This is a genomic window from Sulfurovum indicum, from assembly GCF_014931715.1.
GTDB classification, from domain to species: domain Bacteria; phylum Campylobacterota; class Campylobacteria; order Campylobacterales; family Sulfurovaceae; genus Sulfurovum; species Sulfurovum indicum.
Window position 1 is genome coordinate 1,918,617 of record NZ_CP063164.1, and the last position, 24,526, is coordinate 1,943,142.

26 protein-coding genes are annotated in these 24,526 nt (G+C 41.3%); 8 read left to right on the plus strand and 18 right to left on the minus strand.

The window, feature by feature from the left end; all coding sequences use genetic code 11:
* Positions 1 to 45: 45 nt before the first annotated feature.
* Entirely contained in the window at positions 46 to 1,188 is a 1,143-nt protein-coding gene (locus IMZ28_RS09465) for a multiheme c-type cytochrome (protein WP_197548363.1), read from the plus strand.
* A 56-nt stretch (positions 1,189 to 1,244) separates the two neighbouring features.
* Here IMZ28_RS09465 and IMZ28_RS09470 read toward each other — a convergent pair whose 3' ends face one another.
* Positions 1,245 to 1,865: a phosphatase PAP2 family protein gene (locus tag IMZ28_RS09470; RefSeq protein WP_197548364.1), complete on the minus strand. Its 621-nt coding sequence runs from the start codon at positions 1,863 to 1,865 to the stop codon at positions 1,245 to 1,247.
* Between the two features lie 293 nt (positions 1,866 to 2,158).
* Positions 2,159 to 3,232 carry a cytochrome-c peroxidase gene (locus IMZ28_RS09475; protein ID WP_197548365.1) on the minus strand — a complete coding sequence of 358 codons (1,074 nt, stop codon included), beginning with the start codon at positions 3,230 to 3,232 and terminating at the stop codon, positions 2,159 to 2,161.
* Positions 3,233 to 3,434: 202 nt separating this feature from the next.
* Between IMZ28_RS09475 and IMZ28_RS09480 the strand changes: the two genes are divergently transcribed.
* A complete protein-coding gene (locus IMZ28_RS09480) occupies positions 3,435 to 3,773 on the plus strand; it encodes a c-type cytochrome (RefSeq protein ID WP_197548366.1) in 339 nt (112 codons plus the stop codon).
* 31 nt (positions 3,774 to 3,804) lie between these two features.
* Here the strand turns inward: IMZ28_RS09480 and IMZ28_RS09485 are convergent, their stop codons facing one another.
* The 6 genes from IMZ28_RS09485 to IMZ28_RS09510 all read right to left on the minus strand — a co-directional run bounded on the left by IMZ28_RS09485 (position 3,805) and on the right by IMZ28_RS09510 (position 8,876).
* Positions 3,805 to 4,482, minus strand: a complete 678-nt coding sequence (locus IMZ28_RS09485; RefSeq protein WP_197548367.1) for an anaerobic ribonucleoside-triphosphate reductase activating protein — start codon at positions 4,480 to 4,482, stop codon at positions 3,805 to 3,807.
* Positions 4,472 to 4,645: an anaerobic ribonucleoside-triphosphate reductase gene (gene nrdD / locus IMZ28_RS09490; protein WP_197547832.1), complete on the minus strand. Its 174-nt coding sequence runs from the start codon at positions 4,643 to 4,645 to the stop codon at positions 4,472 to 4,474. The genes IMZ28_RS09485 and nrdD overlap by 11 nt, the downstream gene beginning before the upstream one ends.
* Positions 4,646 to 4,805: 160 nt before the next feature.
* Positions 4,806 to 5,288, minus strand: coding sequence for an iron-sulfur cluster assembly scaffold protein (locus IMZ28_RS09495; protein WP_197548368.1), 483 nt, complete (start codon positions 5,286 to 5,288; stop codon positions 4,806 to 4,808).
* On the minus strand, positions 5,278 to 5,616 hold the full coding sequence (gene lpdD / locus IMZ28_RS09500) for a prenylated flavin chaperone LpdD (protein ID WP_197548369.1): 339 nt from the start codon (positions 5,614 to 5,616) through the stop codon (positions 5,278 to 5,280). Before lpdD ends, IMZ28_RS09495 begins: the two co-directional genes overlap by 11 nt.
* Positions 5,616 to 7,712 (minus strand): ribonucleoside triphosphate reductase, encoded by a 2,097-nt coding sequence (locus IMZ28_RS09505; RefSeq protein WP_197548370.1) that lies wholly within the window; start codon positions 7,710 to 7,712, stop codon positions 5,616 to 5,618. Before IMZ28_RS09505 ends, lpdD begins: the two co-directional genes overlap by 1 nt.
* 144 nt (positions 7,713 to 7,856) lie before the next feature.
* The gene (locus IMZ28_RS09510) at positions 7,857 to 8,876 is read right to left on the minus strand and encodes a type I glyceraldehyde-3-phosphate dehydrogenase (RefSeq protein ID WP_197548371.1); all 1,020 of its coding nucleotides are present in this window, start codon (positions 8,874 to 8,876) and stop codon (positions 7,857 to 7,859) included.
* 143 nt (positions 8,877 to 9,019) lie between these two features.
* Here IMZ28_RS09510 and IMZ28_RS09515 point away from each other — a divergent pair, with 143 nt between their 5' ends.
* Together IMZ28_RS09515 and IMZ28_RS09520 are read left to right on the plus strand one after the other, a co-directional pair.
* The gene (locus IMZ28_RS09515) at positions 9,020 to 10,033 is read left to right on the plus strand and encodes a ribonucleotide-diphosphate reductase subunit beta (protein WP_197548372.1); all 1,014 of its coding nucleotides are present in this window, start codon (positions 9,020 to 9,022) and stop codon (positions 10,031 to 10,033) included.
* Between the two features lie 2 nt (positions 10,034 to 10,035).
* Complete coding sequence (locus IMZ28_RS09520) at positions 10,036 to 10,953, plus strand: glycosyl transferase (RefSeq protein ID WP_197549845.1); 918 nt, start codon at positions 10,036 to 10,038, stop codon at positions 10,951 to 10,953.
* A gap of 108 nt (positions 10,954 to 11,061) precedes the next feature.
* Here the strand turns inward: IMZ28_RS09520 and IMZ28_RS09525 are convergent, their stop codons facing one another.
* From IMZ28_RS09525 to IMZ28_RS09570, 10 genes are all read right to left on the minus strand, one after another.
* Positions 11,062 to 12,177: a cytochrome D1 domain-containing protein gene (locus tag IMZ28_RS09525; protein WP_197548373.1), complete on the minus strand. Its 1,116-nt coding sequence runs from the start codon at positions 12,175 to 12,177 to the stop codon at positions 11,062 to 11,064.
* Between the two features lie 132 nt (positions 12,178 to 12,309).
* Entirely contained in the window at positions 12,310 to 13,764 is a 1,455-nt protein-coding gene (locus IMZ28_RS09530) for a TrkH family potassium uptake protein (RefSeq protein WP_197548374.1), read from the minus strand.
* On the minus strand, positions 13,746 to 15,071 hold the full coding sequence (locus tag IMZ28_RS09535; protein ID WP_197548375.1) for an NAD-binding protein: 1,326 nt from the start codon (positions 15,069 to 15,071) through the stop codon (positions 13,746 to 13,748). Before IMZ28_RS09535 ends, IMZ28_RS09530 begins: the two co-directional genes overlap by 19 nt.
* Positions 15,072 to 15,104: 33 nt before the next feature.
* Positions 15,105 to 16,217: a multiheme c-type cytochrome gene (locus IMZ28_RS09540; RefSeq protein WP_197548376.1), complete on the minus strand. Its 1,113-nt coding sequence runs from the start codon at positions 16,215 to 16,217 to the stop codon at positions 15,105 to 15,107.
* 143 nt (positions 16,218 to 16,360) lie between these two features.
* Entirely contained in the window at positions 16,361 to 18,070 is a 1,710-nt protein-coding gene (locus IMZ28_RS09545) for a nitrite reductase (protein ID WP_197548377.1), read from the minus strand.
* A gap of 216 nt (positions 18,071 to 18,286) precedes the next feature.
* On the minus strand, positions 18,287 to 18,436 hold the full coding sequence (locus IMZ28_RS09550) for a hypothetical protein (RefSeq protein WP_197548378.1): 150 nt from the start codon (positions 18,434 to 18,436) through the stop codon (positions 18,287 to 18,289).
* A gap of 52 nt (positions 18,437 to 18,488) precedes the next feature.
* Complete coding sequence (locus IMZ28_RS09555) at positions 18,489 to 19,961, minus strand: cbb3-type cytochrome c oxidase subunit I (protein WP_232087468.1); 1,473 nt, start codon at positions 19,959 to 19,961, stop codon at positions 18,489 to 18,491.
* The gene (locus tag IMZ28_RS09560; RefSeq protein ID WP_197548379.1) at positions 19,924 to 20,595 is read right to left on the minus strand and encodes a c-type cytochrome; all 672 of its coding nucleotides are present in this window, start codon (positions 20,593 to 20,595) and stop codon (positions 19,924 to 19,926) included. Before IMZ28_RS09560 ends, IMZ28_RS09555 begins: the two co-directional genes overlap by 38 nt.
* Before the next feature lie 42 nt (positions 20,596 to 20,637).
* Positions 20,638 to 20,991, minus strand: a complete 354-nt coding sequence (locus IMZ28_RS09565) for a hypothetical protein (protein WP_197548380.1) — start codon at positions 20,989 to 20,991, stop codon at positions 20,638 to 20,640.
* 203 nt (positions 20,992 to 21,194) lie between these two features.
* The gene (locus tag IMZ28_RS09570; protein WP_232087469.1) at positions 21,195 to 21,563 is read right to left on the minus strand and encodes a hypothetical protein; all 369 of its coding nucleotides are present in this window, start codon (positions 21,561 to 21,563) and stop codon (positions 21,195 to 21,197) included.
* A 137-nt stretch (positions 21,564 to 21,700) separates the two neighbouring features.
* Here IMZ28_RS09570 and IMZ28_RS09575 point away from each other — a divergent pair, with 137 nt between their 5' ends.
* The 4 genes from IMZ28_RS09575 to IMZ28_RS09590 all read left to right on the plus strand — a co-directional run bounded on the left by IMZ28_RS09575 (position 21,701) and on the right by IMZ28_RS09590 (position 24,505).
* Complete coding sequence (locus IMZ28_RS09575) at positions 21,701 to 22,090, plus strand: hypothetical protein (protein WP_197548381.1); 390 nt, start codon at positions 21,701 to 21,703, stop codon at positions 22,088 to 22,090.
* Positions 22,087 to 22,275, plus strand: a complete 189-nt coding sequence (locus IMZ28_RS09580; RefSeq protein WP_197548382.1) for a hypothetical protein — start codon at positions 22,087 to 22,089, stop codon at positions 22,273 to 22,275. The genes IMZ28_RS09575 and IMZ28_RS09580 overlap by 4 nt, the downstream gene beginning before the upstream one ends.
* A 79-nt stretch (positions 22,276 to 22,354) precedes the next feature.
* A complete protein-coding gene (locus IMZ28_RS09585; RefSeq protein ID WP_197548383.1) occupies positions 22,355 to 23,275 on the plus strand; it encodes a branched-chain amino acid transaminase in 921 nt (306 codons plus the stop codon).
* A gap of 126 nt (positions 23,276 to 23,401) precedes the next feature.
* Complete coding sequence (locus IMZ28_RS09590; protein WP_197548384.1) at positions 23,402 to 24,505, plus strand: prohibitin family protein; 1,104 nt, start codon at positions 23,402 to 23,404, stop codon at positions 24,503 to 24,505.
* The last annotated feature ends 21 nt before the right edge of the window (positions 24,506 to 24,526 follow it).

The following is a 24,526-nucleotide window of genomic DNA, read 5'->3' on the forward strand; positions in this document are numbered from 1 at the left end:
CCTTCACTTTGAATACAATACGAAAACTCTTTTTCGGAGACGACCATGTTTACCCATTTTTATCGTTTGGCTCTACTGTTACTCTCTGTCACTTCTGTAGAGGCGGCACTGGAGAATGCCACCTGCAAAAAATGTCATCCTGTCATTTTTCAGGAATATCAAAACTCCATGCATGCCAAAGCTTCGATCTTCAAAGACCCTGTCCATAAAGCCGTATGGGACAAACACCCTGCAAAAAAGAAAAATAATTACAAGTGTGCCAAATGCCATACTCCTTCTGATCATCAACTGCTTTCAGGGAAAAACAAACTCAAGGCCAATGCCATACAGTTAAATGAACCTATCTCCTGCCAAGCTTGTCATACCATACAGAGGGTAGAAGAGCATACCAAGGCTAACAAGAATATCCATACTTCCAAAGAAAAATACTTTTTTTCAGCCAATAAAACAAAAAAAGGGAAAAAGGTCGTTTTTAAAGAGGAAAAAAGTCTCTTTGGACTGATTACCAAAACATCAGGCTCTCCCTACCATGATATCGACTACAGCAATGAAAATTTCTATAACGGGAAGATATGCCTTGGATGCCATGACCATAAACAGAATGCAAAAGACTTTTCCGTATGCGATATGCAAATCAAACAGGGAGATTCAAAAGAGACCTGTATCAGTTGTCATATGCCTCAAACCAAGGGTTCCCTTGCAAATCAGAAGCAAAGTACCACACATGCTTTCCATGGTGTGAACATTCACCGGAAACCTGTTAACCTGTCCCGCTATGTCAAACTCTTTTTGGCCAAAACTGACAATGGATTTGTTATCACTATCGAAAATGAAGCTACTCACACCCTCTTCCCTCAACCGCTCCGACTCTCCCAGCTGCATGTTAGCATTGAGAGAGCCGGAAAAATGATCAGACTTGCTCCTGTGAGCTTCAGACGCATTATCGGAACAGAAAACAAACCATCTGTGCCATGGCTGGCAACTGAAGTCATCACAGATAATACGATCAAAGCTTTGGAAAAAAGAAAAATACGCTACTCTACAGCCTTACACAAAGGAGATGAAGTGGTAGTTGCCTTTGGCTACTATATCGCCAATCCCAAAACAGCCAAAAAACTTGGTATTGACGATCATGGATCATCAAAATTTATTACACTGACACAAAAACGTTTTACCATCGGACAATAATATACTATGCATGGTCAGCAAGCTGACCATCTCATCATTTCAGTTGAACGGATATATTACGGTACCCTTTTCCAAACCAGCCTTAACAACGTGATCCAAAAGAGTCCCAGGCTAAAACCACCCAAAACATCACTGAACCAATGTACTCCCAGATAAATACGGGTTGTAGCAATCAATACCGTCCATCCAAATGCTGCCCAGAACAATATTGTATGCAGCAGTTTCGAATCTGTTTTCCCCTTAAGTATAAAGTAACATGCAAATGCCATCGCTGTAGCCATTGTTGTATGTCCTGAGGGGAAAGAGTATCCTCCTATTTCCAGGATAGCTGTATCAGGACGTGCCCTTTCTACCAGGAACTTAACACCGGAAAAGAGCCCTGCAGATCCAAGTGTTGCCATTACGAACAACCCGATATCACTATACCACTCTTTCCGCCAAAACAGTAGTATAGTGATGAAAGAAAAGATAGCTACTCCTACAAAACCATTCATATCTGTTACAGCTTTGACCCAGGGAGTAAGCCAATCCATACGGAGACTGGACATATGAAGGCTGATCCAACTGTCAATACGAGTCAAAAACGAGTGACTTCTCACACTTACAAGTATAGCAACAAAGAAAACCAGAGAGAAAAGATTGACAAGAGTAAGCAACTTTCTATTTTCAAACATCATCCAAAATCCTATATATTATCGTTGCAATATGGTATTAAAATTATCAAAAGTACGTTCATCTACTGACATTATACAAGAAGAAGTGGTTTACAGGGAAAGGAAATATGGAAAGTCCACTTCTTCTTTGGGGAAGCGATGGTCAGAGGACAAACAAGGAAGTTTACAGTTTTGGACAAGGAGTAAAACAAAAACCCCGAACCATCGTCCGAAAGAGTTTCTCTCTTTCTTATACACAGTATACACTCCTTCCACTAACCATTGTAAAATAGAGTGTTAACCAATGACTAACTGAGTCACTTTTCTACTATTTTTCCTTCAAGTGTCTTCAGGAATGCTACAACATCACCTATCTGCTCTTTCGTAAACTCATCTCCTACCTGATACTTGCTCATAATGCGTACAGCCTCTTCAAGAGTATCAACCGACCCATTATGAAAATAGGGAGCAGTTTTGGTAATGTTGCGCAAGATCGGTACACGGAACATCAATCTATTGTCCTTACCGAGAAATCCCCCTTTATTCACAAAAGGAAAAGGGCTCTCTTTCAACCGAATATCAGGTTCGAACCATAAACCCATATAATCAGAAAGGTAACGTCTTAAAGGAAACCGCTGTATACTTTGTCCCCCTACACTCATACCGGTATGACATCCGCTGCACCCTTTGGTAATGAAAAGAGCCATCCCCCGTTTTGCTTTATCTGAAATAGCTGTATCTTTTCCTTCCAGAAATCTATCGTAGGCACCACGCGTCAATAGTGTCCGCTCATATGCCCCGATAACTTTACGTACATTCTTGAAAGTGATATCTTCTGTACCAAACACCATTCTGAATTTCTCTTTTAAAGCAGTGTCAGCATTAAGTCGTTCTTCTACTTCTTTGGGAGTCATATTCATCTCAAAAGGAGCCTGTATAGGACCGCCTGCCTGTGCTTCAACATCTTTGGCACGTCCATCCCAAAATTGTGCTTTGGCAAGCGCTGCATTAAGCACAGTAGGAGAGTTTAAATGGAAAGGGTTGGCTCTCCCGTGAAATCCAATTGCTGTAGGGACATTATCATCTCCTCCCTCCTGTAACATGTGACAGCTCGCACAGCTAATGGTTTTATCTTTAGAAAGACGAATATCGGAGAAAAGCTTTTCTCCTAATGCAATCTTCTCGTTACTGAGCGGATTTTCAGGGTTGTCTGTCACTTTAAATACTCCTGCATAGGTTTTTGGTACAGGTATAAGGTTATGTTTCAGGGCTGCTTCCCTTAACTCTTTCTCTGTAAAAGCGACTGTACTTTTCGAACGCAGAAACTGCAATGATATAATGATTATGACAACCAGAAGTGTTATTATCAGAGGGTGGATCAACTTTTTCATAAGCCTTTCCTTGTCTTTTGTGTTACCCAAGTATATATAAATATAACAAGATAAGCAATACCCTCTCTTTTAGTCTAAATAGGAGTAAATTTGTCCTATTATTGATCTGTATCAAGAATTCCCCATGCATATTCCGATATATTTCGTCAAAGACTAATTAAGAGTAATTTAGTCTGAATTAAACACTTTAAAGGAATTTGCCATGAAACAAATCACGATCCTGCTATCCCTCTTGTTGGGAACAGAACTTCTTGCCGATATAGAAAAAGGGAAAGCTGCATATACTGCGAACTGTGCTATTTGCCATACAGTCAATGGAGGAAGAGCAATGGGACCTGACTTCAATATTGTCTCTTATACAAGAACAAAAGAAGAGATACAACAGTATGCAGAGAACCCCTCCTCTTTATACAGAAAATTCGGATACAGTGCCAATGCTATGCCTACACTTCCCCTTAACGAAGATGATCTCAGTGATATAGCTGAGTATATCAGTTCACTGCAGCCTTTTAAAAAATGGATGGTAAAGAAAAAAATATAGACAGATGAAGCTGTATCCGGTTCATCTCTGATTATCTCCTCCAAACCACTTTCAGGTCAGAAGAGAGCAGTGATTGGTCAAAAGAGCTTTGTTCCGGCTTGACCTTTCCTATTGTATGCTCTGAAAAAACAAACGGTTGCAGATAATAGGTACCGGTATAGCCTCGTTTTACAAGATCTCTGATAATACGGTTGATCTCTTCCACGCCTAAGAGATCATTATGCACCGTTGTTCTTACCTCAAAAGGGAATGCCTGACTGATAAGGAAGTTCAATGTTTTTGAGAAACGGTCAAAATGTTTATCTTTTGTAACAGTGTAATATCTCTCTTTGGGTGCTTTGTAATCAAGAGCGATATAGTCAACCAGATTCTCTTCAACCAGTCTGCGGATCATTTCCGGGTTCAGACCGTTGGTATCCAGTTTAATCTTGAATTTTAACTGCCTGATCTTTTTACAGAATGCCGGCAGATCCTCATAGAGTGTGGCTTCTCCTCCGGAAAGAACAACCGCTTCAAGAAGGCCTGTTCTGCTCTCTAAGAATGCTATTGCTTCCTCCTCGCTTCTCTCTCCTTCTCCAAAGACAATATCCCGGTTGTAGCAATAGACACAGCGCATATTGCACCGGGCAAACCAGAAAATGGCTGCCAGATGGTCAGGATAATCCAGAAGCGTGAAGGGAGTAATATCATACAGAGGCTTATGCTGCATTGGTCTGTGATGCCTTTTCAAGAAAGAACTTTCTCTCCCTGTGCTCACCTTTTTTACCTGTATTGAAACTCTCAACCGGTCTGTGGTAACCCATTACTCTTGTATACACTATACATTTTGTTCGCTCTGCTTTATATTTTTCAAGCACTTTATTTTGATTCATCTTTTCTCCTTTTTTATGAAATATGTCTCTGTGAAGAGAAGCAAAGCATCTCTTCAACTACCTGCAGAAAATGCCTTTTCTGCCTCCTGACTATAAGGCTTATACATGCAAATCTCTAAATGATTTCCCGTAAAAGCTCCCTCTTTGATTCAGTTTTGCATTATCCGCAAGATTGCTCTGAATACCGTAAGCTTGTCTCAATCATTTTCAGGACGAACTCTTCACCCATACCCTTTTGTCTGTTCCGGTAATTTTCATAGGCAGCCAAAAAAGCTACAAGAATCATTGCCGTACACTCTTCACAATTGTCTTTTGCTGCCATTTCCTCCAACGATGCCTGTGTCATCAGAAAAGCTTCCTCCAACAAAATCCCTTTGATCTCTTCTGTAAATATTGAAGCGGAAAATGCAATCGTGGGACAACCGTTGAACTCATACCCGACGTTATCTATCTCTTCACTCTCATTTACCAGAACATACATGTCCACCTGCCCGTAATTGTCCGGATTCCTGCCTATTCCTCTGGCATTGTACTCTTTCAGTGCCCAGCGGTTCTTTGGGTCATGATAATGCTCATTCAGCACTTTTGTCTGTTCGCTGTTTACATTGTAGCCATGTGCTTTAAGATCTTCTTCAGTTATCATTATTCTCCTTTAAAAAAATATTGACACACATTTGTGCATTATCTACCAACACATCTATCTCTTCTTTACTGGCATTGTCTATATGAATACCGCAAATGACAAGCAGGTCACTTCCTATTGTATCATAAATGAGGTTCGCCATTTTTTCTGAAACAAGATAGTCTTTATGTCCGTTTTTGCTTAAGGTTTGCATATGACCCCTCTCCTCTATCAGTGTTGCCGAGCCTATATGTGCTTCTTCACCGCCTGTAATGACAATCAACCTGTCATTCCCTATCCTGTAAGCATGCAACATTACACTATATCGACCTTCACCTGCACGGATCATCAACTTGCCTTTTGCAGGATCTCTGCATCACATTTGGGGCAGTATTCATACTCACCCGAGAGATAACCATGCTTTTCACAGATGGAAAATGTCGGTGTCAGAGTGATATAGGGAAGCCTGAAGTTGCTGATGACATTTTTCACCAGTTTTCTGGCTGCTTCCGGAGAGCTTAGCTTCTCTCTCATATAGAGGTGCATGACTGTTCCTCCTGTATACTTGCACTGCAGATCATCCTGCAGCATCAATGCTTCAAACGGATCATCGGTGTAAAAGACAGGGATCTGAGAGGAGTTGGTATAGTAGTTGTTCTCACTGGTCCCTGCCTGAATGATATCCGGATACCTCTTGATATCTTCTCTGGCAAAACGGTACGTAGTTCCCTCTGCAGGGGTTGCTTCCAGGTTATAGAGGTTTCCTGAACGCTCCTGGAAATCTTTGAGCTGATCCCGCATGAAATCCAGGATCCTCAGTGCCATCTCTTTTCCAAATGCATCTGTGATCGTATGCCTGTCATTGGTGAAGTTCCGTATCATCTCATTCATCCCGTTGACACCGATAGTAGAGAAGTGGTTGTTAAACCCGGGAAGATACCTTGCCGTATAGGGGTAAAGTCCCCTGTCATACATCTCCTGAATGAAGATCCTTTTCTTCTCAAGTGTCGAGTAGGCATACTCCATGAGTTTGCCAAGCTTTGCAATAAGTTTCTCCTCATCACCGGCATAGAGATATCCAAGTCGTGCCATATTGATCGTCACCACACCGATACTCCCCGTCATTTCGGCACTGCCGAACAGACCTCCGCCTCTTTTAAGAAGTTCGCGAAGGTCCAGCTGCAGCCTGCAGCACATACTTCTGACATGCCCGGGCTTATAGGCCTCCTCATTAGGCACAAGTGCTCCGTTTTCATCTCTTACATACTGACTGCCTATAAAGTTCTGAAAATAGGAAGATCCTATCTTGGCGGTATTTTCAAAAAGGATATCGGTATTTTCACCATACCAGTCAAACTCTTCGGTGATATTTACCGTAGGAATGGGAAAAGTAAACGGCTGTCCGTTCCTGTCACCTTCGGTCATCACTTCATAGAAGGCTCTGTTGATAAGATTCATTTCAGGCTGAAAGTGTCTGTAGGTCATACTCTCCAAAGAGTGAATATCCGCATCTCTGCGCTTTGCTTCCTCCCACAACACTGCATCATCCAGGCCAGAGAACAGATGCTTCTGCTCTCTTGTGGGTATCTGATCTTTCAGGTCTGAAGGAACTGTCCAGTCAATGGTAATATTGGTAAAAGGACTCTGTCCCCATCTGGCCGGAACATTGAGATTGTACACAAAGCTTCTGATCGCTTTTTTGATCTCAGAAAATGAGAGCCTGTCTTTGAACACATAGGGTGCCAGATAGGTATCGAATGAGGAGAATGCCTGTGCTCCGGCCCATTCACTCTGTAAAATCCCCAGAAAGTTCGCCATCTGCCCCAGAGCCTCTCTGAAATGGTTGGGCGCTCTGCTCTCAACTCTGCCTCTGACTCCGTTAAAGCCCTCATCCAAAAGGACACGAAGACTCCACCCTGCACAATATCCGGTAAGGCAGTCCAGATCATGGATATGGTAGTCTCCGTCTCTGTGTGCATATCCCTCCTCTTTGGAGTAGATCGCATCCAGCCAGAAGTTGGCAATCACCTTGCCTGCCGTATTATTGACAAGTCCGGCATTGGAGTAACCTGTATTGGAGTTGGCATTGATCCTCCAGTCTGCTTTGTCTATATACTCTTTCACCGTCTGTGTTGAGTTGATATAGGTGGTATCTTCATTCAGACCCAGTATCTGCTCCCTCTGGATCTTGTGCAGGTGACGATAGAGCATAAAGGATTTCATCACTTCAAAATGCTGATGCTCATAGAGCACTTTCTCTATCAGGTCCTGGATCTCTTCGACACTGATCTCCTCTTTGTCTCTTATCATCTCCATCAGTTCTTTAAAGACACTTTTATCATACTCTTTTGCTTCGCTCATAAATGCTTTTTTGATAGCATCTTCGATCTTGAAGGGTACGAACCGCTGAGAACTCCCGTCTCTTTTTATAATTGTTTTTATCATTGTTGCAGCTCCATATTCAATTCTCAGTATTATAATGGAAACGAGGGGAGAATGGTTTGACAAGTGTCAATAAATTAAAAAAGATTCTTTTCAAACCATTGATCTTATTATTTATTGATTTAAATCAATAAATTTATTCAACTATTATGCTATATGCTTTGCCATCTCTACCAGTCTTTTCGCATAACCATACTCATTATCCTGCCAGGCAGAGATCTTTAGAAGATTGTCTCCAACCACAGTAGTAAAAGGGAGATTCACTATAGCACTGTAAGGACTTTGCACATAATCTTCAGAGGAGCCTGGAGCATCCGTTGTATCCAGGATGTCTGCATAGGAGCTTTTTATCTCCTGTTTGAGTATCTGGTTCAGCTCTTCCACATTTGTTTTTTTATTAACCTGCATATGTAGTTCATAGAGTGTGGTGCTGGGAATGGGAACCCGAATACTTTTGGCATACAGTCTACCTTTGAGGTGCGGGAAGAAATAGCCGGTTGCTTCAGCAGCACTGCTCATAAGAGGGATGATATTCTGGGTAGCAGAACGGGTCCGGCGGATATCCTTGGAGTAATGTTTGTTGTCAAGAATATTCTGATACACTGTATAGCTGTGATACATACTCATCATAGCGGTATCTATTCCAAAATATCTATCTATGATCTTAAAGAGCGGTACAATGGCATTGGCAGAACAGCTTGAGTTGGAGATGATCTCTTCATCAGCATAATCACTATGATTGACACCATAGATAAAAGTTGGCATACTGTCTGTTGGCGGTGCAGAGACGATCACTCTCTTTGCTCCGCATTTGATAAGAGGCAGATTGGACTTCTGTGTCAGGAATATACCGCTGCATTGCAGTACCACATCCACATCCAGTGGTCCAAGATCCATATTTTGGGGATCAGGTTCACAGAAGAGTGCTACACGATGCCCATCAATCATCAAACACCCTTCTGTTAATGTAATACTCTTTTCAAGGCGCGGATATACAGAATCATATTTCAAAAGATATGCCATCTGTTCACAAGAGTAAAGATCGTTGACCCCCACAAGTTCAAAACACTCATCCTCAAGTATAATCCGTGCTGCACACCTCCCGATCCTTCCAAATCCATTAATAAAAACCCGTATTTTCCCTGAGACCATTATGCCCTTATCCATCTTATTTTGACTATTTTTAATTTTTAAAAGTATAGTCAAAAATAGATTTTTTGCACTTGATACCTATCAAAACTTGACATTTATCAACAGATTGATGAAAGTAAAAAGATAAAATAGGAACCACTATACAAAAGGAGTGAAAGATGGATGTCAAACACTACTACAACCCTAATGGAGAAGAGATACTGGACGAAAAGATCTTTGGTGGATCTCCTACCGGATTTGTAGACTTCAACCGCTCCAGATACCGTTGGGACAGCAATATATACGATCTGATGAATGCCAATACATGGTTCCCGAGCGAGGTAAATACCTCAACAGAAAAGAAAAACTTCGAAATGCTCACAGACAATGAACAGGCGATCTACAAAATGACCTTTGCACAACTAAGTTTTAATGACTCTGCACAGGAGGAGTACCTCAGTGATTTCAGACGCCTGGCGAACAACCGTCTTGTCAAATCCGTACTCTCTTTACAGATCATGCAGGAGGTCAACCACTCCAAAAGCTATGCCGTTCTGCTCGATGCCTGCGGGAACGCAGAAGAGGTCTTCAACCTCTATAAACATGATGCGGCCCTCAACCGTAAAAACCAGCAGGTGGCTGAACAGTTCGCCAGATATATCGATGGAGGTTCTGCCGACAAAATGCTGCTCAGTGCCATGGCAAGCGTAAATCTTGAAGGGATATACTTTCTGCTTGGGTTCTCTTACATCTATCTTCTCGGAGACAAGGTTCCGGGTGCGAGAGATATGATAAAATTCATCGCAAGGGATGAACTCAATACGCACTTGCCGCTCTTTGCCAACATTTTCAAGACCATACAGAAGGAGAACAAGATTCAGGCCTCTACCATTGATACGGCCTATACAATGATAGAAGATGCCGTTAAAATAGAACTGGAGTACGGGAAATACCTTCTTGATCGTTATCCGATCATGGGAACAACACCGGAACTGATGGAACAGACAGTCTACAATTATGCCAATGACCGTCTCAAAAAAATAGGTCTTAACCCCATCTTTGAAGAGAGTACGACAACTTACCTGCAGAAACTGGTCACAAAGCATCTGGAGATGAATGAGGTCAAGAGTAACTTCTTTGAGAGTAATGTCTCCAACTATGCCAAATCAAGTATTGATCTGGACGATTTTTAGTGATGACACCTGAAGCATTTCTCCCTTATCTAAAATGTGTCGGTACCGGTCCAAAACGTAACCGTGACCTGAGTAAAGAGGAGATGAAGGTCGTCATACGCGCCTTCTTGAAACAGGAAGTCGTACCTGAGCAGATGGCAGCCTTTATTCTTGGGTGGAGAGTCAAAGGAGAAAGTATCGATGAGTTCGCCGGTGCACTGGAGGTCTTTGATGAATTTATCAAACATGACCCTCTGCCCGGCTCCATCGAATTTGGATATCCTTATGACGGCAAAGTCAAAAACCCTTATATTTTTCCTCTTACCGCACAGTATCTACAAAAATTCGATATCCATTTTTCTTTACATGGTGGGCTTCTTCAACCTGCCAAAGGCGGTATCACCCTCAAAGAGATATGTGATACCATACCTCTGAGCAGCAATATCCATTTCTATGACAGACAAGAGTATTTTCCTGAACTCTATGAGCTCAGCAGTATCAGAGCCAAACTGGGGCTACGCTCCTCTTTTAATACAATCGAAAAACTACTGGGAATCACCAAAAGTGATACCGCCATAATCGGCGCCTTTCATAAGCCTTTCATCGAAAAATACATCGCACTCTATAAAGACCGTTACAAAAAACTGGTCATAATAAAAGGAAATGAAGGGACTCCGGAGATCTTCAGTAAATGTAGTATCACGATTGTAGAGAATGGGGAGACAGAAGAGATAAAAGTTGACCCAAAGATATATGGTATCGACTATGTAAAATCTGTACAGCCCATTACGCTGGAAACATCTTTGAAACAGATAAAAGAGCCAAGTGAATCTTTTTTGGAGTTGGCAAAACTCAATGCTGCTGTAATCCTCTTTGTAACAGGCAAAGCAGCAACTATAGAAGAGGGTCTTTTAAACCTAAAAGACGCCATAAGAGTCTGAGAATACGGTATCTCTCATAACCAACCTGCCTCATAAAACTTAAGCCAAAACCGGAAGAGACAATAACAGCCAAAACAACACAAGCTTTAATGGCTGCAGAGACATGATCTATTTGTTCGCTTCCAGGTCATATATAAAGATACCGGATGGTTTCTTTACCAGGAAGATCTCACGTGCCAGATACCATCGATCAGTATTAATGACACTCAGCTGATTTGTATCATTGACAGAGACATAAAGAAGCGGATCATACTTGGACCATCTGATATGAAGTACTTTACCGGGGAAATTAAATGTTTTAATGATCTTAAGTGACTTTGTATCGATAATTTGGATCGTAGGGAAATCCTTTCCCGAGAAGGTAACTGCCAGGTACTTCTTATCCGGACTGAGTGCTGTAAATACTGGAAGTCCCTGCGTCTTTATATTTGTAATGAACTTGAAGTCCTTGTCATAGACCATCACACTGTTATCGCCTACTGAGGGAATAAAGGTTTTGTCATCACTGAGGGACCAGAAGCCAAAATGCGGTACCTTAAGTACAGGCTTGTTGTCTTTAGCTGTTACTTTGATCTCCGAATATTGCATCCTGTCAAGGTCAACCACACCAAATGACTTGCTTAGGAAAAAACCAACAATATAGGTATTTCCCTTGATCATCGCATCAAAAGGCATCTTCCCTACCTTAAACTCTTTGTAGATCTTGAACTTTGGTATATCTTTTCCTGCATTTTCATCTTTCAGTACGGTCACTTTATCATTATCCATCTGTGCAAAAATGATCATATCTTTATAGATCTTGATCCCGACATTCTTGGATCCGGTTACGATCTTGTCGATTGGTTTGAGATCACGCGTCAGAATATCGACCGATTTGTCATCATAGTTGGCAACTGCCACATAGTTCTCGCCGATTACAAATCCGATGGCTGACTTGGAAGTTTTATACTCTGCTTCTACCTTTTCTGTCACCGGGTTAAACTTCACCACGAATCCGTCACGGCTGATAAGATAACCATCCTTACCCTCAAACTTAATGATCCCATGGTTCATATTGTGCATATTTTCCATATGCCGGCGGGTCAACCCTTCTTCGATGACTGCTACAGAATCACTTTCACGTTCTACCACAAAGATCTTCTCTTTGTCTGTCGGTTTTTCTATCTTTGGTTTTTGGGCAAAGACCAGAACACTTAAAAGCAGTAATGATAATAGTTTTTTCATTCAAATCCTTTGTGTATAAAAAGTTAAATCTATTGTACTTAAAACTCTATAATAGTTCAGTTGACCTATATCAACTACTTCATTCTTTTAAGAAATAGGTAATCTGGAACAACCTGCGACAATACAGAGTCATTAAAACTTTTTCCAAAATATTCTGCTGAAAAGAAGGAATACCGTATAAAATTCAAGCCTTCCCATGATCATTGCCATAGAGAGAATGATTTTGTCCATATCTGAAAAAAAAGCATAATTGCATGCCGGTCCGGTAAGCGCAAACCCGGGACCTATATTTCCCACTGTCGCCAAAGCAGTAGATACCGAGGTCATAGCATCAAACCCCCGTGCAAACAAATAGAGTGTTATCAGCATATTTGTAATGATAAAAAGAAAAATAAACCCGGTTGTAGAACTGATGATCTGTGACGATACTTTTTGCTTATCTATAAAAACATTTACTACTGCATTGGGCTGAAGTGTCCGTTTAAGCTGTAATGAAAGATTTTTAAACAGTACGATATAGCGGATCACCTTTACACCACCGGCAGTAGAACCTGCATTCCCGCCAATAAGCATGGCTACAAAAATAACACTAATGGCTATATGTCCCCATTGTGCATAATCCAGTGTTGCAAAGCCCGTTGTAGTGAGTATTGATGCAATGGTAAAAAATGAGTGTGTTAAAGCATGAAAAGTACTATCATAATCAATAAAAATATCTACACTGCCAAGTATCAGTGACAGTACTATAAAAATAGACACGTACCAAAGTACTTCCTCTCTTTTGTATCCATCAATCTTACCTGAAGAAAAAAGTTTTAAATGCACAAGAAAGTTAATTCCGGAAATAATCATAAAAAATGTTGTGATCCAAATGATTACGTTGGAATCATAGTACCCCAGTGAATCATTTTTAGTTGAAAAACCGCCTGTTGAAATGGTAGAGAATGCATGGTTGACAGCATCAAAAAAATTCATACCCGCCAATTTCAATGCGAATGCATCAATTAAAGTGAACAATATATAAATACCCCATAGTCTTATAGCAGTATCTTTTATTTTTGGAGTTACTTTTTCCATTTTGATTCCAGTTGATTCTGCTTTAAAAAGTGCCATGGAACCACTGGGGTTGATCAGCGAGAAAAGCCCCACTCCCAATACAATGATCCCCATACCACCCAGCCAATGCATCAGACTTCTTAAATAAAGTATCGATTTTGGAAGGGACTCTATGTCAGAAAAGATGGTGGCCCCAGTGGTAGTAAATCCGCTTATCGACTCAAAAAAAGCATCAGGGAAAGAGATATCCGTATACAACATTAAAGGAACAGCTCCTGCAACACCTAAAAGAATCCAGGTAAAATTGACAGAGAGTATACCTCCCTTGATACTTAGTTTCATTGTATGATTTTTAAGTAACATAAAAATGACTGTATTAACAGAGAACAGGAGAATATCAAAATAGATAAACGCTCTCATATTTTCCTGATAGTACCATCCTACGACAATGGCACTAATCAGAAAAAAAGAGAGTGTGATCCCGATAACAGAAACAAACTTAAAAATATTTTTTAAAGTGTGTAGATCCACTGTTCTATCTTTTCTTTGAATTCCAGTTCCCCGAATGCAACAATAATGTCATCTTTTAGTAACTGTTCTGTTGTGGAGAGATGATATATTTTCTCTTCTCTTAAAAGAAGTACGATTGCATTTCCCAGTTCAGCAACTTTAATAAGCTTCCCTATAAGTTCTGAGTCAGGATAGATTTTTCGCATAAAAAGCACTCCTCTTCCTCCACAAAAATGCCGTTGTGTCACGATATAGTTTGAAGATATCTTTTCCAAAATGGCATAATGTGCACCCGCCTTGCTGCCCCTGACAACAACAATCCCCATTTTATGCATTAGATGATAATAAGCTTTATCATTATTGACTGCTACAACTTTTTGAATCCCATACTCTTTTGCTTCCATACATTTGACAATATTTTTCTCATCATTATGCCCGGCAGCAATAATCATATCGGCATTTTTAAGCCCCTCCTCTTCAAACAAACGCTGCTCTTCATAGGCTGAATTGATAATGGTCACTTTACCATGTAAAACTTCCGAAGCTCTTTTGCAGCGATTGATATCTTTTTCGATCATTTTGATCTCCAGATTTTTATCTATTAATGCTTTTGCGATCTTCTGTGCCAAAGTATTGGCACCGAAGATCGCAATTTTTCGGATAGAAGACGGCATCTTGTCATCCAGTTTGTTTGAGATTGCTTTAATTGTTTCGATATCTCCAAAAAGATAGACAAGATCATCTTTGTATATAGGTTCTTCTGTCTCTGGTACAAAAAATGTTTTTCCCCTCTCAATACCCACTATAAATACATTTTCCTGATTAAAGTCACGTACGTTATAAAGCAGTTGCGCATCAAGCTGCACCCGAATAGATACAAGCTTGTGTTTTGTCTGATGAAACATTTTTACATTATTAGCCTTGGGAAAAGCAAAAAGAGCCTTCACTTTATTTGCTGTTGTTATATCCGGGAAAACAGCATAATCAATAGAGAGTTTTTCCAAGACATGACTCTTTAAAAAACCGTCATTTTTAAGCCGTATAATCTTCTTTTTTACTTCAACCACATCCTCTACGATCAACGTAGCCAATAAATTTGCCTCGTCTGAATTAGTCACAGCAATAAAAAGATCGACGCATTCAAGATTTAGATTCTGGTAGATTTGCGGATTTTCTATATCTCCCTGAAGTGTTAAAAGATCAATATGTTCTTCAAGTTTATCAAGTTTTTTGATATCTTTATCTATTACAATCACACTATGCTTGTAAGAGAGTGTTTGTGCCAGTGAATAACCAACGGTTCCGGCACCTGCAATCATAATATCCATCGTATCGTATCCTTTTCTGCAAAAGGCGTATTTTTACAGTTTTAATATAACTTCTTTTATGAGCAATGGCTCTATCAGGCTTTTATCTTCCAACTCTATTGCCTTTGCACACTCACTTTTTGCCAGTTGCACATAGAGGGATACAGTTATTATATCACCTTTTTCAAGAGGGGGAATAGTATAGTTAAGCACTTTGGTCTCTTTTGTATTTAAATTATATACACTTCCTTCTGTTGCTGTAGCCGGAATAATGATCCTCTTGCCACCTCTTTTAAAACTGTAGGCAAAATACCCCTGTCTGTCTTCACTTGGCTTTTTCATGTAATTTTGCCATATTACCTTACCACTACGTACTATCTCTATCTTTAAAAATTTTGCACGTGCCGGTTGGATAATAAGCGGATGTGCCATTTTATTGGTCAATGTTATGATCAGCTTGTTATTGTCTGTAGCAATTCCAATGTCTACACCTCTCTTTCTGAATGTAATATCACGAATGCCTAAAAACCGGTGACTTACATGCTCACCTCTGGCTCTTTTATCCATCTTCTCTGCACTACCGCTTACTTTAGGCATATGGCACTTGATACACTCTAAACTGTCCTGTTCTTCATTCATTGCTCTAAAAATAGTGACATTATTGTCATTTTGCTTATGTGAGTGGCATCCCATACAGACTTTTTTGGCATAGACAGGATTGGAAGAGGAGGAGTGTTTATCATTTTCATCAGGCTTCTCCAACCTTCCGTAAAGTGTCGGTTTGTAATTTTCTGCCTGTCTCGCTTTGATATTGATATTGAACTTATGTGCCCTCTTGACATAGGCGATTGTATGACAAAAGTAGCAGGAGACAGCATCGGTATGGGTCTTGTTGCTCTTATCGGGTCTGGCTTTGCCCACGATCAACTCGTTCATATTATCTGCCATAGGCATATGACATGTAGCACAACTATACTTTTTTGTACTTACTGCATCTGCGATCTTACGATGCAGAGTATCATTAAAGTACCCCATAGAGTGTGCAGAGGTTTGATACTCATCATAAATGTTCTCATGGCACTCTTTACACGAATGGTTATCCGGGTAATCCCCTTTGGGAAATAACTGGCTGTGAAACAAAAGAAAGAAAAAAAAGAGATATTTCATGATTTAGCTTTTCATGGGTACGTAGACTGTAATTGGGTGGGAAATCTATCAAGTTTAAAAGGAGACTAATCTTTAAAAAGAGAGATTTCCCACCTAATGACAGAGCAACGGGGAAGAGATCCCCGTCGTACCTTAAACAAGTGTTATGCTCCAGGTATATGTTGTCTGTGTTCTACAGAGTATGTGAATGTCGGTGTAGTCAAGTTATGAATATACTTGATGAACTCACCTGTCTTCGCATTGTAGACACCGATACGTCCTGTTGTCCACTCGGAGATGAATGTCCACTTACCGCCATTAGCCGGCTCAGCATGAAGTAGTCTTGGCTGTACAGGTTTTTTGACCTTTGCACCTTTCTTATCAGAGTATGTCAACAGTTTCTCTTTGGAGAGTTTGGAGTCAACTTCCTTACCTGCTACTTTTTTATACTGTGTAGCATCCCAAGTCTGAAGTACTTTTCCGCTATGTGCGTCAATCAGCTTACCTTCTTTCTTACCAACCTCAATAATACGGTCAGTTTCAAGCGTATCTTTGTTGATCAGGTACACTTTATTGTAATTATCAGGTGTTCCAAGTACACAGTCTGCCCAGAGGTACGGTGTATCTTTACTTGTTCCGATGAAGAGACCACCGCCTGCTGTCGGTACGTTTGCTACTACATCCCAGTTGTTATCCCAGATAACTGCATTACCAACGTTCATACTCACTGTTGCATGAAGCTGACCATACTTATCGTTATACCATGAAGACCCTTGTCCCGGGTGTGGCTTACTGCCTGGTCCAGTATAGACTTTCGCTGCCAATGACTTGGTTTTAAAATCAACGATACCCATTACATCAGACCCTTGGGAAGCGATCATATAATAACGTCCGATCTCTTTTCCTTCATTCAGGAACGCATCATGAAGTATTTTACCGATATTTGGGATATCTCCTACGATCGGGAAGTCAGGTTTGCTGTAATCTACAATATAAACGTGTCCACCGTCTTTGAGTGCGAATGCGAAGTATGGCCCATAAGGTGTATCTGCGATTGAAGCAACACGACTTGGTCCGATATTTCCATCAGGGTCAATAACTGCAGCTGTCTGATACACTTTCAGCGGTTCTAACGTCAATGCATCACAAAGTACTGCACCACCCGGGTTGTAGTTACCAGCCATTACATATTTACCGTCTGGAGAGACCGCAAGTCCTCTTGACTCCTGTCCTACCTGAACACTGGCAATCGCTGGCTGTCCCGGTGCTGCAAGATCAAACATAGTCAATCTTCCGGAACGGGAGATAGAGTATGCATAGCGAGGCATACGCTTATTGGTTACTGTTACGTGTACCGCGAATCCTGCTTTGTGACGTGAAAGTACTTTACCTGTTGTTCCATCGATGAAGTCAACCAGTGATGCGTCACGCTCTGTTGCAAAGACAATATCCATTACACTCTCAACATCTGTAGGATGAGGGTACTTCTTAAGAAGTGCTTTACGGTCGGCAAGCTGTTTCCAAGTCTGCTTCACCTCATCAAGATCAAGACGAAGCTCTACAGTGTTCTTCCAGTTCATCAACCAGTCGACCATACCTGTTGCGTCATCTTTGGAGAACATATGTTTCCAACCCGGCATAGCCGTACCTGGCTTACCGTTCATAATGGTTTCAGCAAGTGAATATGCCTCTTTTTTCTTCAATGCTTTAGGACGCAAGTCAGATCCGACCCCACCCTGGTGGATAGGTCCGTGACATCCTTGACACTCTTTTTCATACACTTTTGCAAAGTCCATCTTGGATGAACCCGCCATAGCCATTGTTGCTACCAAACTCGTTGCTGCCGCCAATCCTAAAAGTTTGTTTAGTTTCATTCTTCACTCCTTTGTACTAATTCACAACATTTAGCTCTTTTTAAAGCAATTGTGAATAAAATCGCGAGTCTATTATTTTGACAATAACAGACACCTTTGTGAGGGCTCTACCCAGCCCTCCTACTACCCTCTTTCCAATTTATACAAATTGTCTTAAAGTGTAGCATCTCTTTCCTTAACAAATTTATATCAATATCATCACTTAAAGTAATGATACTATTTGTTAAGCTTTTTCTTTTCCTGGAAATAGATCCAGAACATCGGCAATACAATCACAGTATGTAAAAATATTGTCAATGTCAATGGACCTTGGTTGAGCCAAGCAAAAAAACTTGGTACGACATCAGTCATTGGTTCAAATAACATTTTATCTCCTTTTTAATGTTTGATACGGGTAAAAAGCCCGTATCTTTTGACCTTAGGCAGCTTGTGCTGCTTTTGCTGTTTTACCGATAGTAAGCAGATCCAATACAAGGTAGACAAATCCAACGAATGTTGTTACACCCATAATGGCTCTCCATGTTTGTGCCTGTACATACCAAGGGAGTTCCTGTGCAGTAAAGAACGCATTCCATCCTCCACCAAGTTCGGCTCTCTCTACCAGTACTTGCTCATATCCGGCGATAGTCAGAGCAACTGTCATTCCTACAACACCGAAAGTAATGAGGAAAATTCCCATTTTGGACTTGAATGTCGCTTTCAGTCTTTCAACACCATACGCTCCCTGAATCCCCATATACATCATCCCGATAAGGATCGTTGCATAGGCACCGAAGAATGCCAGGTGACCGTGCGCTGCAGTAAACTGTGTACCGTGTGTATAGATATTTACCTGTGGCAATGTGTGGAAGAATCCCCAGATCCCAGCCCCGAGGAAGTTTCCGAATGCATTTGTAACGATCCATGCCATTGCCGGTCCATTATTCATAACGGCACCCTGTTTGCCTTCTGCTTTTGCAATACCTTGTTCTTTACCCCAGTCGTAGAGTACGTGAACGAACATCGCTACCAACGGAACAGGCTCAAGTGCCGAGAAGAGTGCACCGATCTCCCACCAGTATTCCGGTGTACCGATCCAGAAGTAATGGTGACCCAAACCAAGGATACCTGAACCAAAAAGCATCAGGACTTCGATCCATAACCACATCTCGACTATCTCTCTTTTAGCACCAATAATTTTGATAAGTGCATACGCTGCAAGTGTACCTACAAATACTTCCCAGGTTGCTTCAACCCAAAGGTGAATAACCCACCACCACCAGAATTGATCCATAGAGATGTTATCTGTAAAGAACATACCTGTAAGATATAGACCGGCAAGCGCAAGCAAGTCAGCAACCATTACCGTCATAATACCGGTTTGTCTTCCTTTCATATAAGAAGCAAAAACGTTCCAATAGAAGATCAATACGACTACAACGATACCGATATCTGCCCATCTTGGCGCTTCAATATACTCTCTACCCTCATTAATAAACCAGATAGATGCTTCTGTACCAGCACCTACCTGAATAAAGATATAAACAAGTACTACAACTGTGACTGCTGCTGTCAATACCCAGAATGCTAATTTTCCAAGCCCTACACCGACCGTTTCAACACCTGTCTCGTCCGGTAACATAAAATAAACTGAACCTATCATTGCATACAGCATCCATACAACAAGTGCGTTGATGTGTACCATTCTCGCTACAGAAAAATCGAATAACTCAAATAAGAAACCGGGAACCAAGAATTGGATTGCAGCAATAAGCCCCATAAGCAACTGTGCACCAAAGAGTATAATAGCAACTCTAAAATACATCATTGCCAGTTCTTTGGATTTACTGCCGGCAAATTCATTTGTTTTAATACTACTGAGCATGAGTGCCTCCTGCTTTGAATGTTTCAACAGATTTTGAGAAGTTTCTCGGGAAACCATTGGTATCAATACTACTCATGTGTTTGAGGAATGCTACCAGGCCCTTTGCCTCTTCCGCTGTGATTCCGAGATTGGGCATCATACGGGCATGTGTAGGATACTGTGAAGGATGCTGCAAAAACTCTGCCATTGCTTCCTCTACTGTATTCTTCCCTGTCATACCCTGTAGTGGACCGCCTGCCTGCCATGCCGGGTCAAGCCATGCTTTGGTAAGATCAGGTGCGAAGTATGCCCCATTTCCCAAAAGTGTATGACAGTTCATACAGTTCTTCGCCTGAGAAGTCAGTTTCCCAAGATGTAGAAGCTGTGCTGCCTCCTCTTCACTCCACTCTTTTCCAAAGAATGGTTGTTTCTCACCGATCACCGGTATCTCATGCCCTCTTTTTGCATCCATCTTGTAATCAATATGATAATTGATCACTGTTGGTGCGGGTACCCTTTTGGTTACATTATTCTTTAGGTCTGCATCCGTACCCATTGTAATTTGTCCAAGCGTATCAAATGAAAGCCAGATAAGCAACATTGTTGCAAACCCTGTTACCCATGCCGCTGAACGACGCCAAAATGGTATACTGGTCCAAACCGAAACATTTTCGTTAGCCATGTCTCCTCCTTTTTTCTGATTGAGAGCGCTTCTTCAGCGCACCTATTGGTTTTTTCCCTGTAAGCCTTCACTTTGCCCCTCATATCTTTTATCTGCTGATGTGATCAGATAGAAATAGAGGTGAGGAACAAACAGATATGCCACCATCGTAACCATTAGGACCTTCATCGTAAAATGGTTACTTTGGATAAGCACTGCAAAGTCATACAGGAAATATGTCTGTAATGCCCAAAACAGATACCCAACAGGCATCCACACCTTAGAAAAGTATCCCATTTTTGAAAGGGTGATGATAGCTGCATACCCTACACCAAAAACAAGTACCAATGTTGACTCTATAAAGATAGGAAGGAATTGATCCAGTGCTATCTCCGGTCTTATAATCAACGTTTCCATTACTGTGTCTCCTTTTGGTTATCTATTTATTGCAAGGGATGAAAATCCTTCGAGCATGGTGTATTATGACAGTTTCAAAAAATAATGGGATTGACTTATGTCAAGAAAAGAAAGAAAATATAGAGAAGTTGATATTTAAAATAAGAAAAAATAATAAAAAAATTATAGAATTTTTTCTTATGGTTTTGTATAATAGTTTCCTTCTATTCTACAATACATCGGGCACTGAAGAACGGGCGTTCATAGTGTGGAGAGACAAAGTTGTTCCCCTGAAGCTCCCAGTCATTTGACTTTTTGATACGTACATCCTGTGCTACTTTTCGCTGCATACGGCTTTCACATATAATTGTTTTACCTTGTTCAAATGCTGCTCTTACCTCAGCCATACGACTGGTAGTGATATAGTAGTGTGCACCTATCATAACAGCAAGGAAGATCGCTACACTGCTCAACCCTTTTTTGACAGCACCTTTTGTCATAAAAGGCCGTGTGGTTACAAAAAGGGTTATAAGCAGGATAATCCCCGCCAAGATAAGATAGGCACCCTCCAGGAAAAAGAACTCTTGCATCATAAAACTACCCCCCTGATCTATAATATCTGTATGAAGTGTACCATAGTTTATATCTGGACCTATTGATATTTATCAAGTAAAACTGAGCAAAAACGTTCTATACTTTCGTTGTTAACAAAAACAGAAAGTGATACACTATGCAAAAACTCTCAAAACTTCTTCCTGTTGCCCTGCTGCTTGGTTTTTTCTTCTTTGGTCTGGATGCTTTGATCCAGAGTAAACCAAGCAGTAAAAACGAACGAGTCTATAAAGTAGTACAACAGTACAGTCCTTATTATCTGGACAAACGTTTTGGCGGTCTTCAGATATTAAGCAGGAACGACCCTGACTTTAAAGAAAAACCAACCAATACGACCATCTTTAAAGAGTTTGAGCGCTTGGAAAAAGAGTGGGGCAAGAAACATTTGAAAGTACAGAACAATACCCTGCTGATCCTCGATAACAATGGTAGCAGGCTGGCTGAGCTGCCACTGCAAAGCAAAGAGGAACTTCTCTTTATTAAAAACTATTACGGAGTACAGCCATGATGGATGTTGTCATCACCCTGGTTTTCAGTATCGTTATGCTTGTTTTCATGGCATTCCCGGCCATGAAGATTGTAGAGTGGATAGAAACCAAAGTTGATATCCCCGAAAAGTGGCACAATCCGCTGCTTCTCTCCATGATTGTCTTTCTCTCCTTACTCATAGGACTATTCCTTAAATTCGCATAACCGCCCATTAACCACATTTTCGCTAAAATATTTCATTAATTTTTACATGCATATGGCGCATGTGTTGGAGTAGCAGACAATGAACAAAGCAAAATATATCTGGATGGATGGCGAACTCACCCCCTGGGATAATGCCAAGGTCCATGTCCTTACACATACCCTGCACTACGGAAATGGTGCGATCGAGGGAACAAAGGCTTATAAGACCGTAGATGGAAGATGTGCAATCTTCAAGCTTAACGAGCATACCAAAAGACTGCTCAACTCGGCGAAGATGACACTGATGGATGTTCCTTTCAGTCTGGAAGAGCTCAATAATGCACAGGTGAAACTCCTACAGGAGAATGAACTTTTTGATGGCGCCTATATCAGACCACTTGTCTATCTTGGTTACGGAGTCATGGGGCTCTACCATAAAGATGCACCGGTAAATGTCTCCATCTCTGCATGGGAATGGGGTGCATATCTCGGAGAAGAGGGGCTCAAGAAAGGGATAAGACTCAAAATATCATCTATGACCAGAACACCTAATACTTCCGGAATGGGTAAAGCCAAAGCCGTTGCTAACTACCTCAACTCGCAAATGGCAAAGTTCGAAGCGGTAGAAGCAGGCTATGATGAAGCTCTTCTCCGTGATGACCAGGGATACATCGCAGAAGCTTCAGGCGCCTGCTTCTTTATGGTCAGAGATGGTAAACTCATCTCTCCGCCAAGCGATAATACACTCGAATCCATTACGCAGGCAACGATTATCGACCTGGCACAGGATATGGGGCTCGAGGTAGTTAGACGACGTATCACCCGTGAAGAGATCTACATTGCCGATGAAGCGTTCCTTACAGGAACCGCTGCAGAAGTCACCCCTATCCGTGAAGTCGATGCACGCGTGATCGGATGCGGGTCTCGAGGACCGATCACAGAAAAATTACAGACAGCCTATTTTGATGCGGTAGCAGGAAAGAATCCAGACTATATCAAGCATTTAACATACATCAACTAGCTTCAGCAGCTTCAGCAGACGTTACAATAGGCTGAAACTGCCCATACATTAATCAAACGACCATACAGCAATGTTAATGGCTCAACCTCACGGTTTCTGAGCCTGTCGAAGGAAAGGAAAAATAACATGCCAGCAGACATGAACGACTATTTTAAAAAGAAAAAACCCAGCAACAGTGACAAACAATCCGGCAACAGCGGTGGCGGTAGCAGCAATCAAAGCTTTAACAACCCGTTCAATAATATGGGAGGCAAGGGTGCATCATGGATACTCATCATCATAGCTATTATCTTTGCACTCTTCGTACTTAAACCCTTCGCCATTATCAACTCAGGTGAAGTCGGTATCAAAGTAACCACCGGTAAATTCCAGGAGAAGCCTCTTCATCCTGGATTACATTTTTATATACCTGTTTTTGAAAAGATCATTCCTGTCAACACACGAGTACGTATGATCACCTACTCCAATGAGAATAAACAGGTACTTAGTGACGGCTATTCACGATATGAGGGAGGACTGCGTAGAAACCCTGCTATCAGGGTAATGGACAGCAGAGGCTTGGATGTCGATATCGATCTTGCCGTCCAGTACCACTTAAGACCGGAAAGTGCACCAGCAACCATTGCCAACTGGGGTACTGCATGGGAAGACAAGATCATCAATACGAAAGTACGTGAGATCGTACGTGATGTTATTGGTAAATATGCAGCAGAGAACCTTCCTCAAAAACGTCCGGAGATCGCAAAAGAGATCCATGATAAAGTACGTATCAAAGTTGAGGCCATCGCTGGCAAACCGGTAGTCCTTGACTCCGTAGAACTGAGGAATATCGTACTTCCTACCAAAATCAAAGCAAAAATCGAAGAACTTCAGGCAGAAAAACAGAATGTCATGATCGCAGAGCAGCAAAAAGACAGAGCAAAGCGTGAAGCAGAGCGTAAAGCAGAGATCGCAAGAGGAGAAGCAGAAAAACGACGTATCGAAGCACAGGGACAGGCAGACCAGATCCGCATTGAAGCGAATGCACAGGCAAAAGCCAATAAGATCATTGCCGAATCTCTGACAGAAAAGCTTTTACAAATGCAGCAGATCCAAACACAGAACAACTTCAACGAAGCCCTTAAAGTCAATAAAGATGCACAGATATTCCTTACTCCCGGCGGTGCAGTACCAAATATCTGGGTAGATGCCAAAGGCAAAGAACAAAAAGCCATTTCGGCACAACAATAATTCAGTGGCTAGTGATAGTAA

Bases quoted from the DNA above. Each gene is read 5' to 3' on its own strand.
- IMZ28_RS09465 (WP_197548363.1), top strand. From the start codon at position 46: ATGTTTACCCATTTTTATCGTTTGGCTCTACTGTTACTCTCTGTCACT.
- IMZ28_RS09470 (WP_197548364.1), bottom strand. From the start codon at position 1,865: ATGATGTTTGAAAATAGAAAGTTGCTTACTCTTGTCAATCTTTTCTCT.
- IMZ28_RS09475 (WP_197548365.1), bottom strand. From the start codon at position 3,232: ATGAAAAAGTTGATCCACCCTCTGATAATAACACTTCTGGTTGTCATA.
- IMZ28_RS09480 (WP_197548366.1), top strand. From the start codon at position 3,435: ATGAAACAAATCACGATCCTGCTATCCCTCTTGTTGGGAACAGAACTT.
- IMZ28_RS09485 (WP_197548367.1), bottom strand. From the start codon at position 4,482: ATGCAGCATAAGCCTCTGTATGATATTACTCCCTTCACGCTTCTGGAT.
- nrdD (WP_197547832.1), bottom strand. From the start codon at position 4,645: ATGAATCAAAATAAAGTGCTTGAAAAATATAAAGCAGAGCGAACAAAA.
- IMZ28_RS09495 (WP_197548368.1), bottom strand. From the start codon at position 5,288: ATGATAACTGAAGAAGATCTTAAAGCACATGGCTACAATGTAAACAGC.
- lpdD (WP_197548369.1), bottom strand. From the start codon at position 5,616: ATGATCCGTGCAGGTGAAGGTCGATATAGTGTAATGTTGCATGCTTAC.
- IMZ28_RS09505 (WP_197548370.1), bottom strand. From the start codon at position 7,712: ATGATAAAAACAATTATAAAAAGAGACGGGAGTTCTCAGCGGTTCGTA.
- IMZ28_RS09510 (WP_197548371.1), bottom strand. From the start codon at position 8,876: ATGGATAAGGGCATAATGGTCTCAGGGAAAATACGGGTTTTTATTAAT.
- IMZ28_RS09515 (WP_197548372.1), top strand. From the start codon at position 9,020: ATGGATGTCAAACACTACTACAACCCTAATGGAGAAGAGATACTGGAC.
- IMZ28_RS09520 (WP_197549845.1), top strand. From the start codon at position 10,036: ATGACACCTGAAGCATTTCTCCCTTATCTAAAATGTGTCGGTACCGGT.
- IMZ28_RS09525 (WP_197548373.1), bottom strand. From the start codon at position 12,177: ATGAAAAAACTATTATCATTACTGCTTTTAAGTGTTCTGGTCTTTGCC.
- IMZ28_RS09535 (WP_197548375.1), bottom strand. From the start codon at position 15,071: ATGGATATTATGATTGCAGGTGCCGGAACCGTTGGTTATTCACTGGCA.
- IMZ28_RS09540 (WP_197548376.1), bottom strand. From the start codon at position 16,217: ATGAAATATCTCTTTTTTTTCTTTCTTTTGTTTCACAGCCAGTTATTT.
- IMZ28_RS09545 (WP_197548377.1), bottom strand. From the start codon at position 18,070: ATGAAACTAAACAAACTTTTAGGATTGGCGGCAGCAACGAGTTTGGTA.
- IMZ28_RS09550 (WP_197548378.1), bottom strand. From the start codon at position 18,436: ATGTTATTTGAACCAATGACTGATGTCGTACCAAGTTTTTTTGCTTGG.
- IMZ28_RS09560 (WP_197548379.1), bottom strand. From the start codon at position 20,595: ATGGCTAACGAAAATGTTTCGGTTTGGACCAGTATACCATTTTGGCGT.
- IMZ28_RS09565 (WP_197548380.1), bottom strand. From the start codon at position 20,991: ATGGAAACGTTGATTATAAGACCGGAGATAGCACTGGATCAATTCCTT.
- IMZ28_RS09570 (WP_232087469.1), bottom strand. From the start codon at position 21,563: ATGATGCAAGAGTTCTTTTTCCTGGAGGGTGCCTATCTTATCTTGGCG.
- IMZ28_RS09575 (WP_197548381.1), top strand. From the start codon at position 21,701: ATGCAAAAACTCTCAAAACTTCTTCCTGTTGCCCTGCTGCTTGGTTTT.
- IMZ28_RS09580 (WP_197548382.1), top strand. From the start codon at position 22,087: ATGATGGATGTTGTCATCACCCTGGTTTTCAGTATCGTTATGCTTGTT.
- IMZ28_RS09585 (WP_197548383.1), top strand. From the start codon at position 22,355: ATGAACAAAGCAAAATATATCTGGATGGATGGCGAACTCACCCCCTGG.
- IMZ28_RS09590 (WP_197548384.1), top strand. From the start codon at position 23,402: ATGCCAGCAGACATGAACGACTATTTTAAAAAGAAAAAACCCAGCAAC.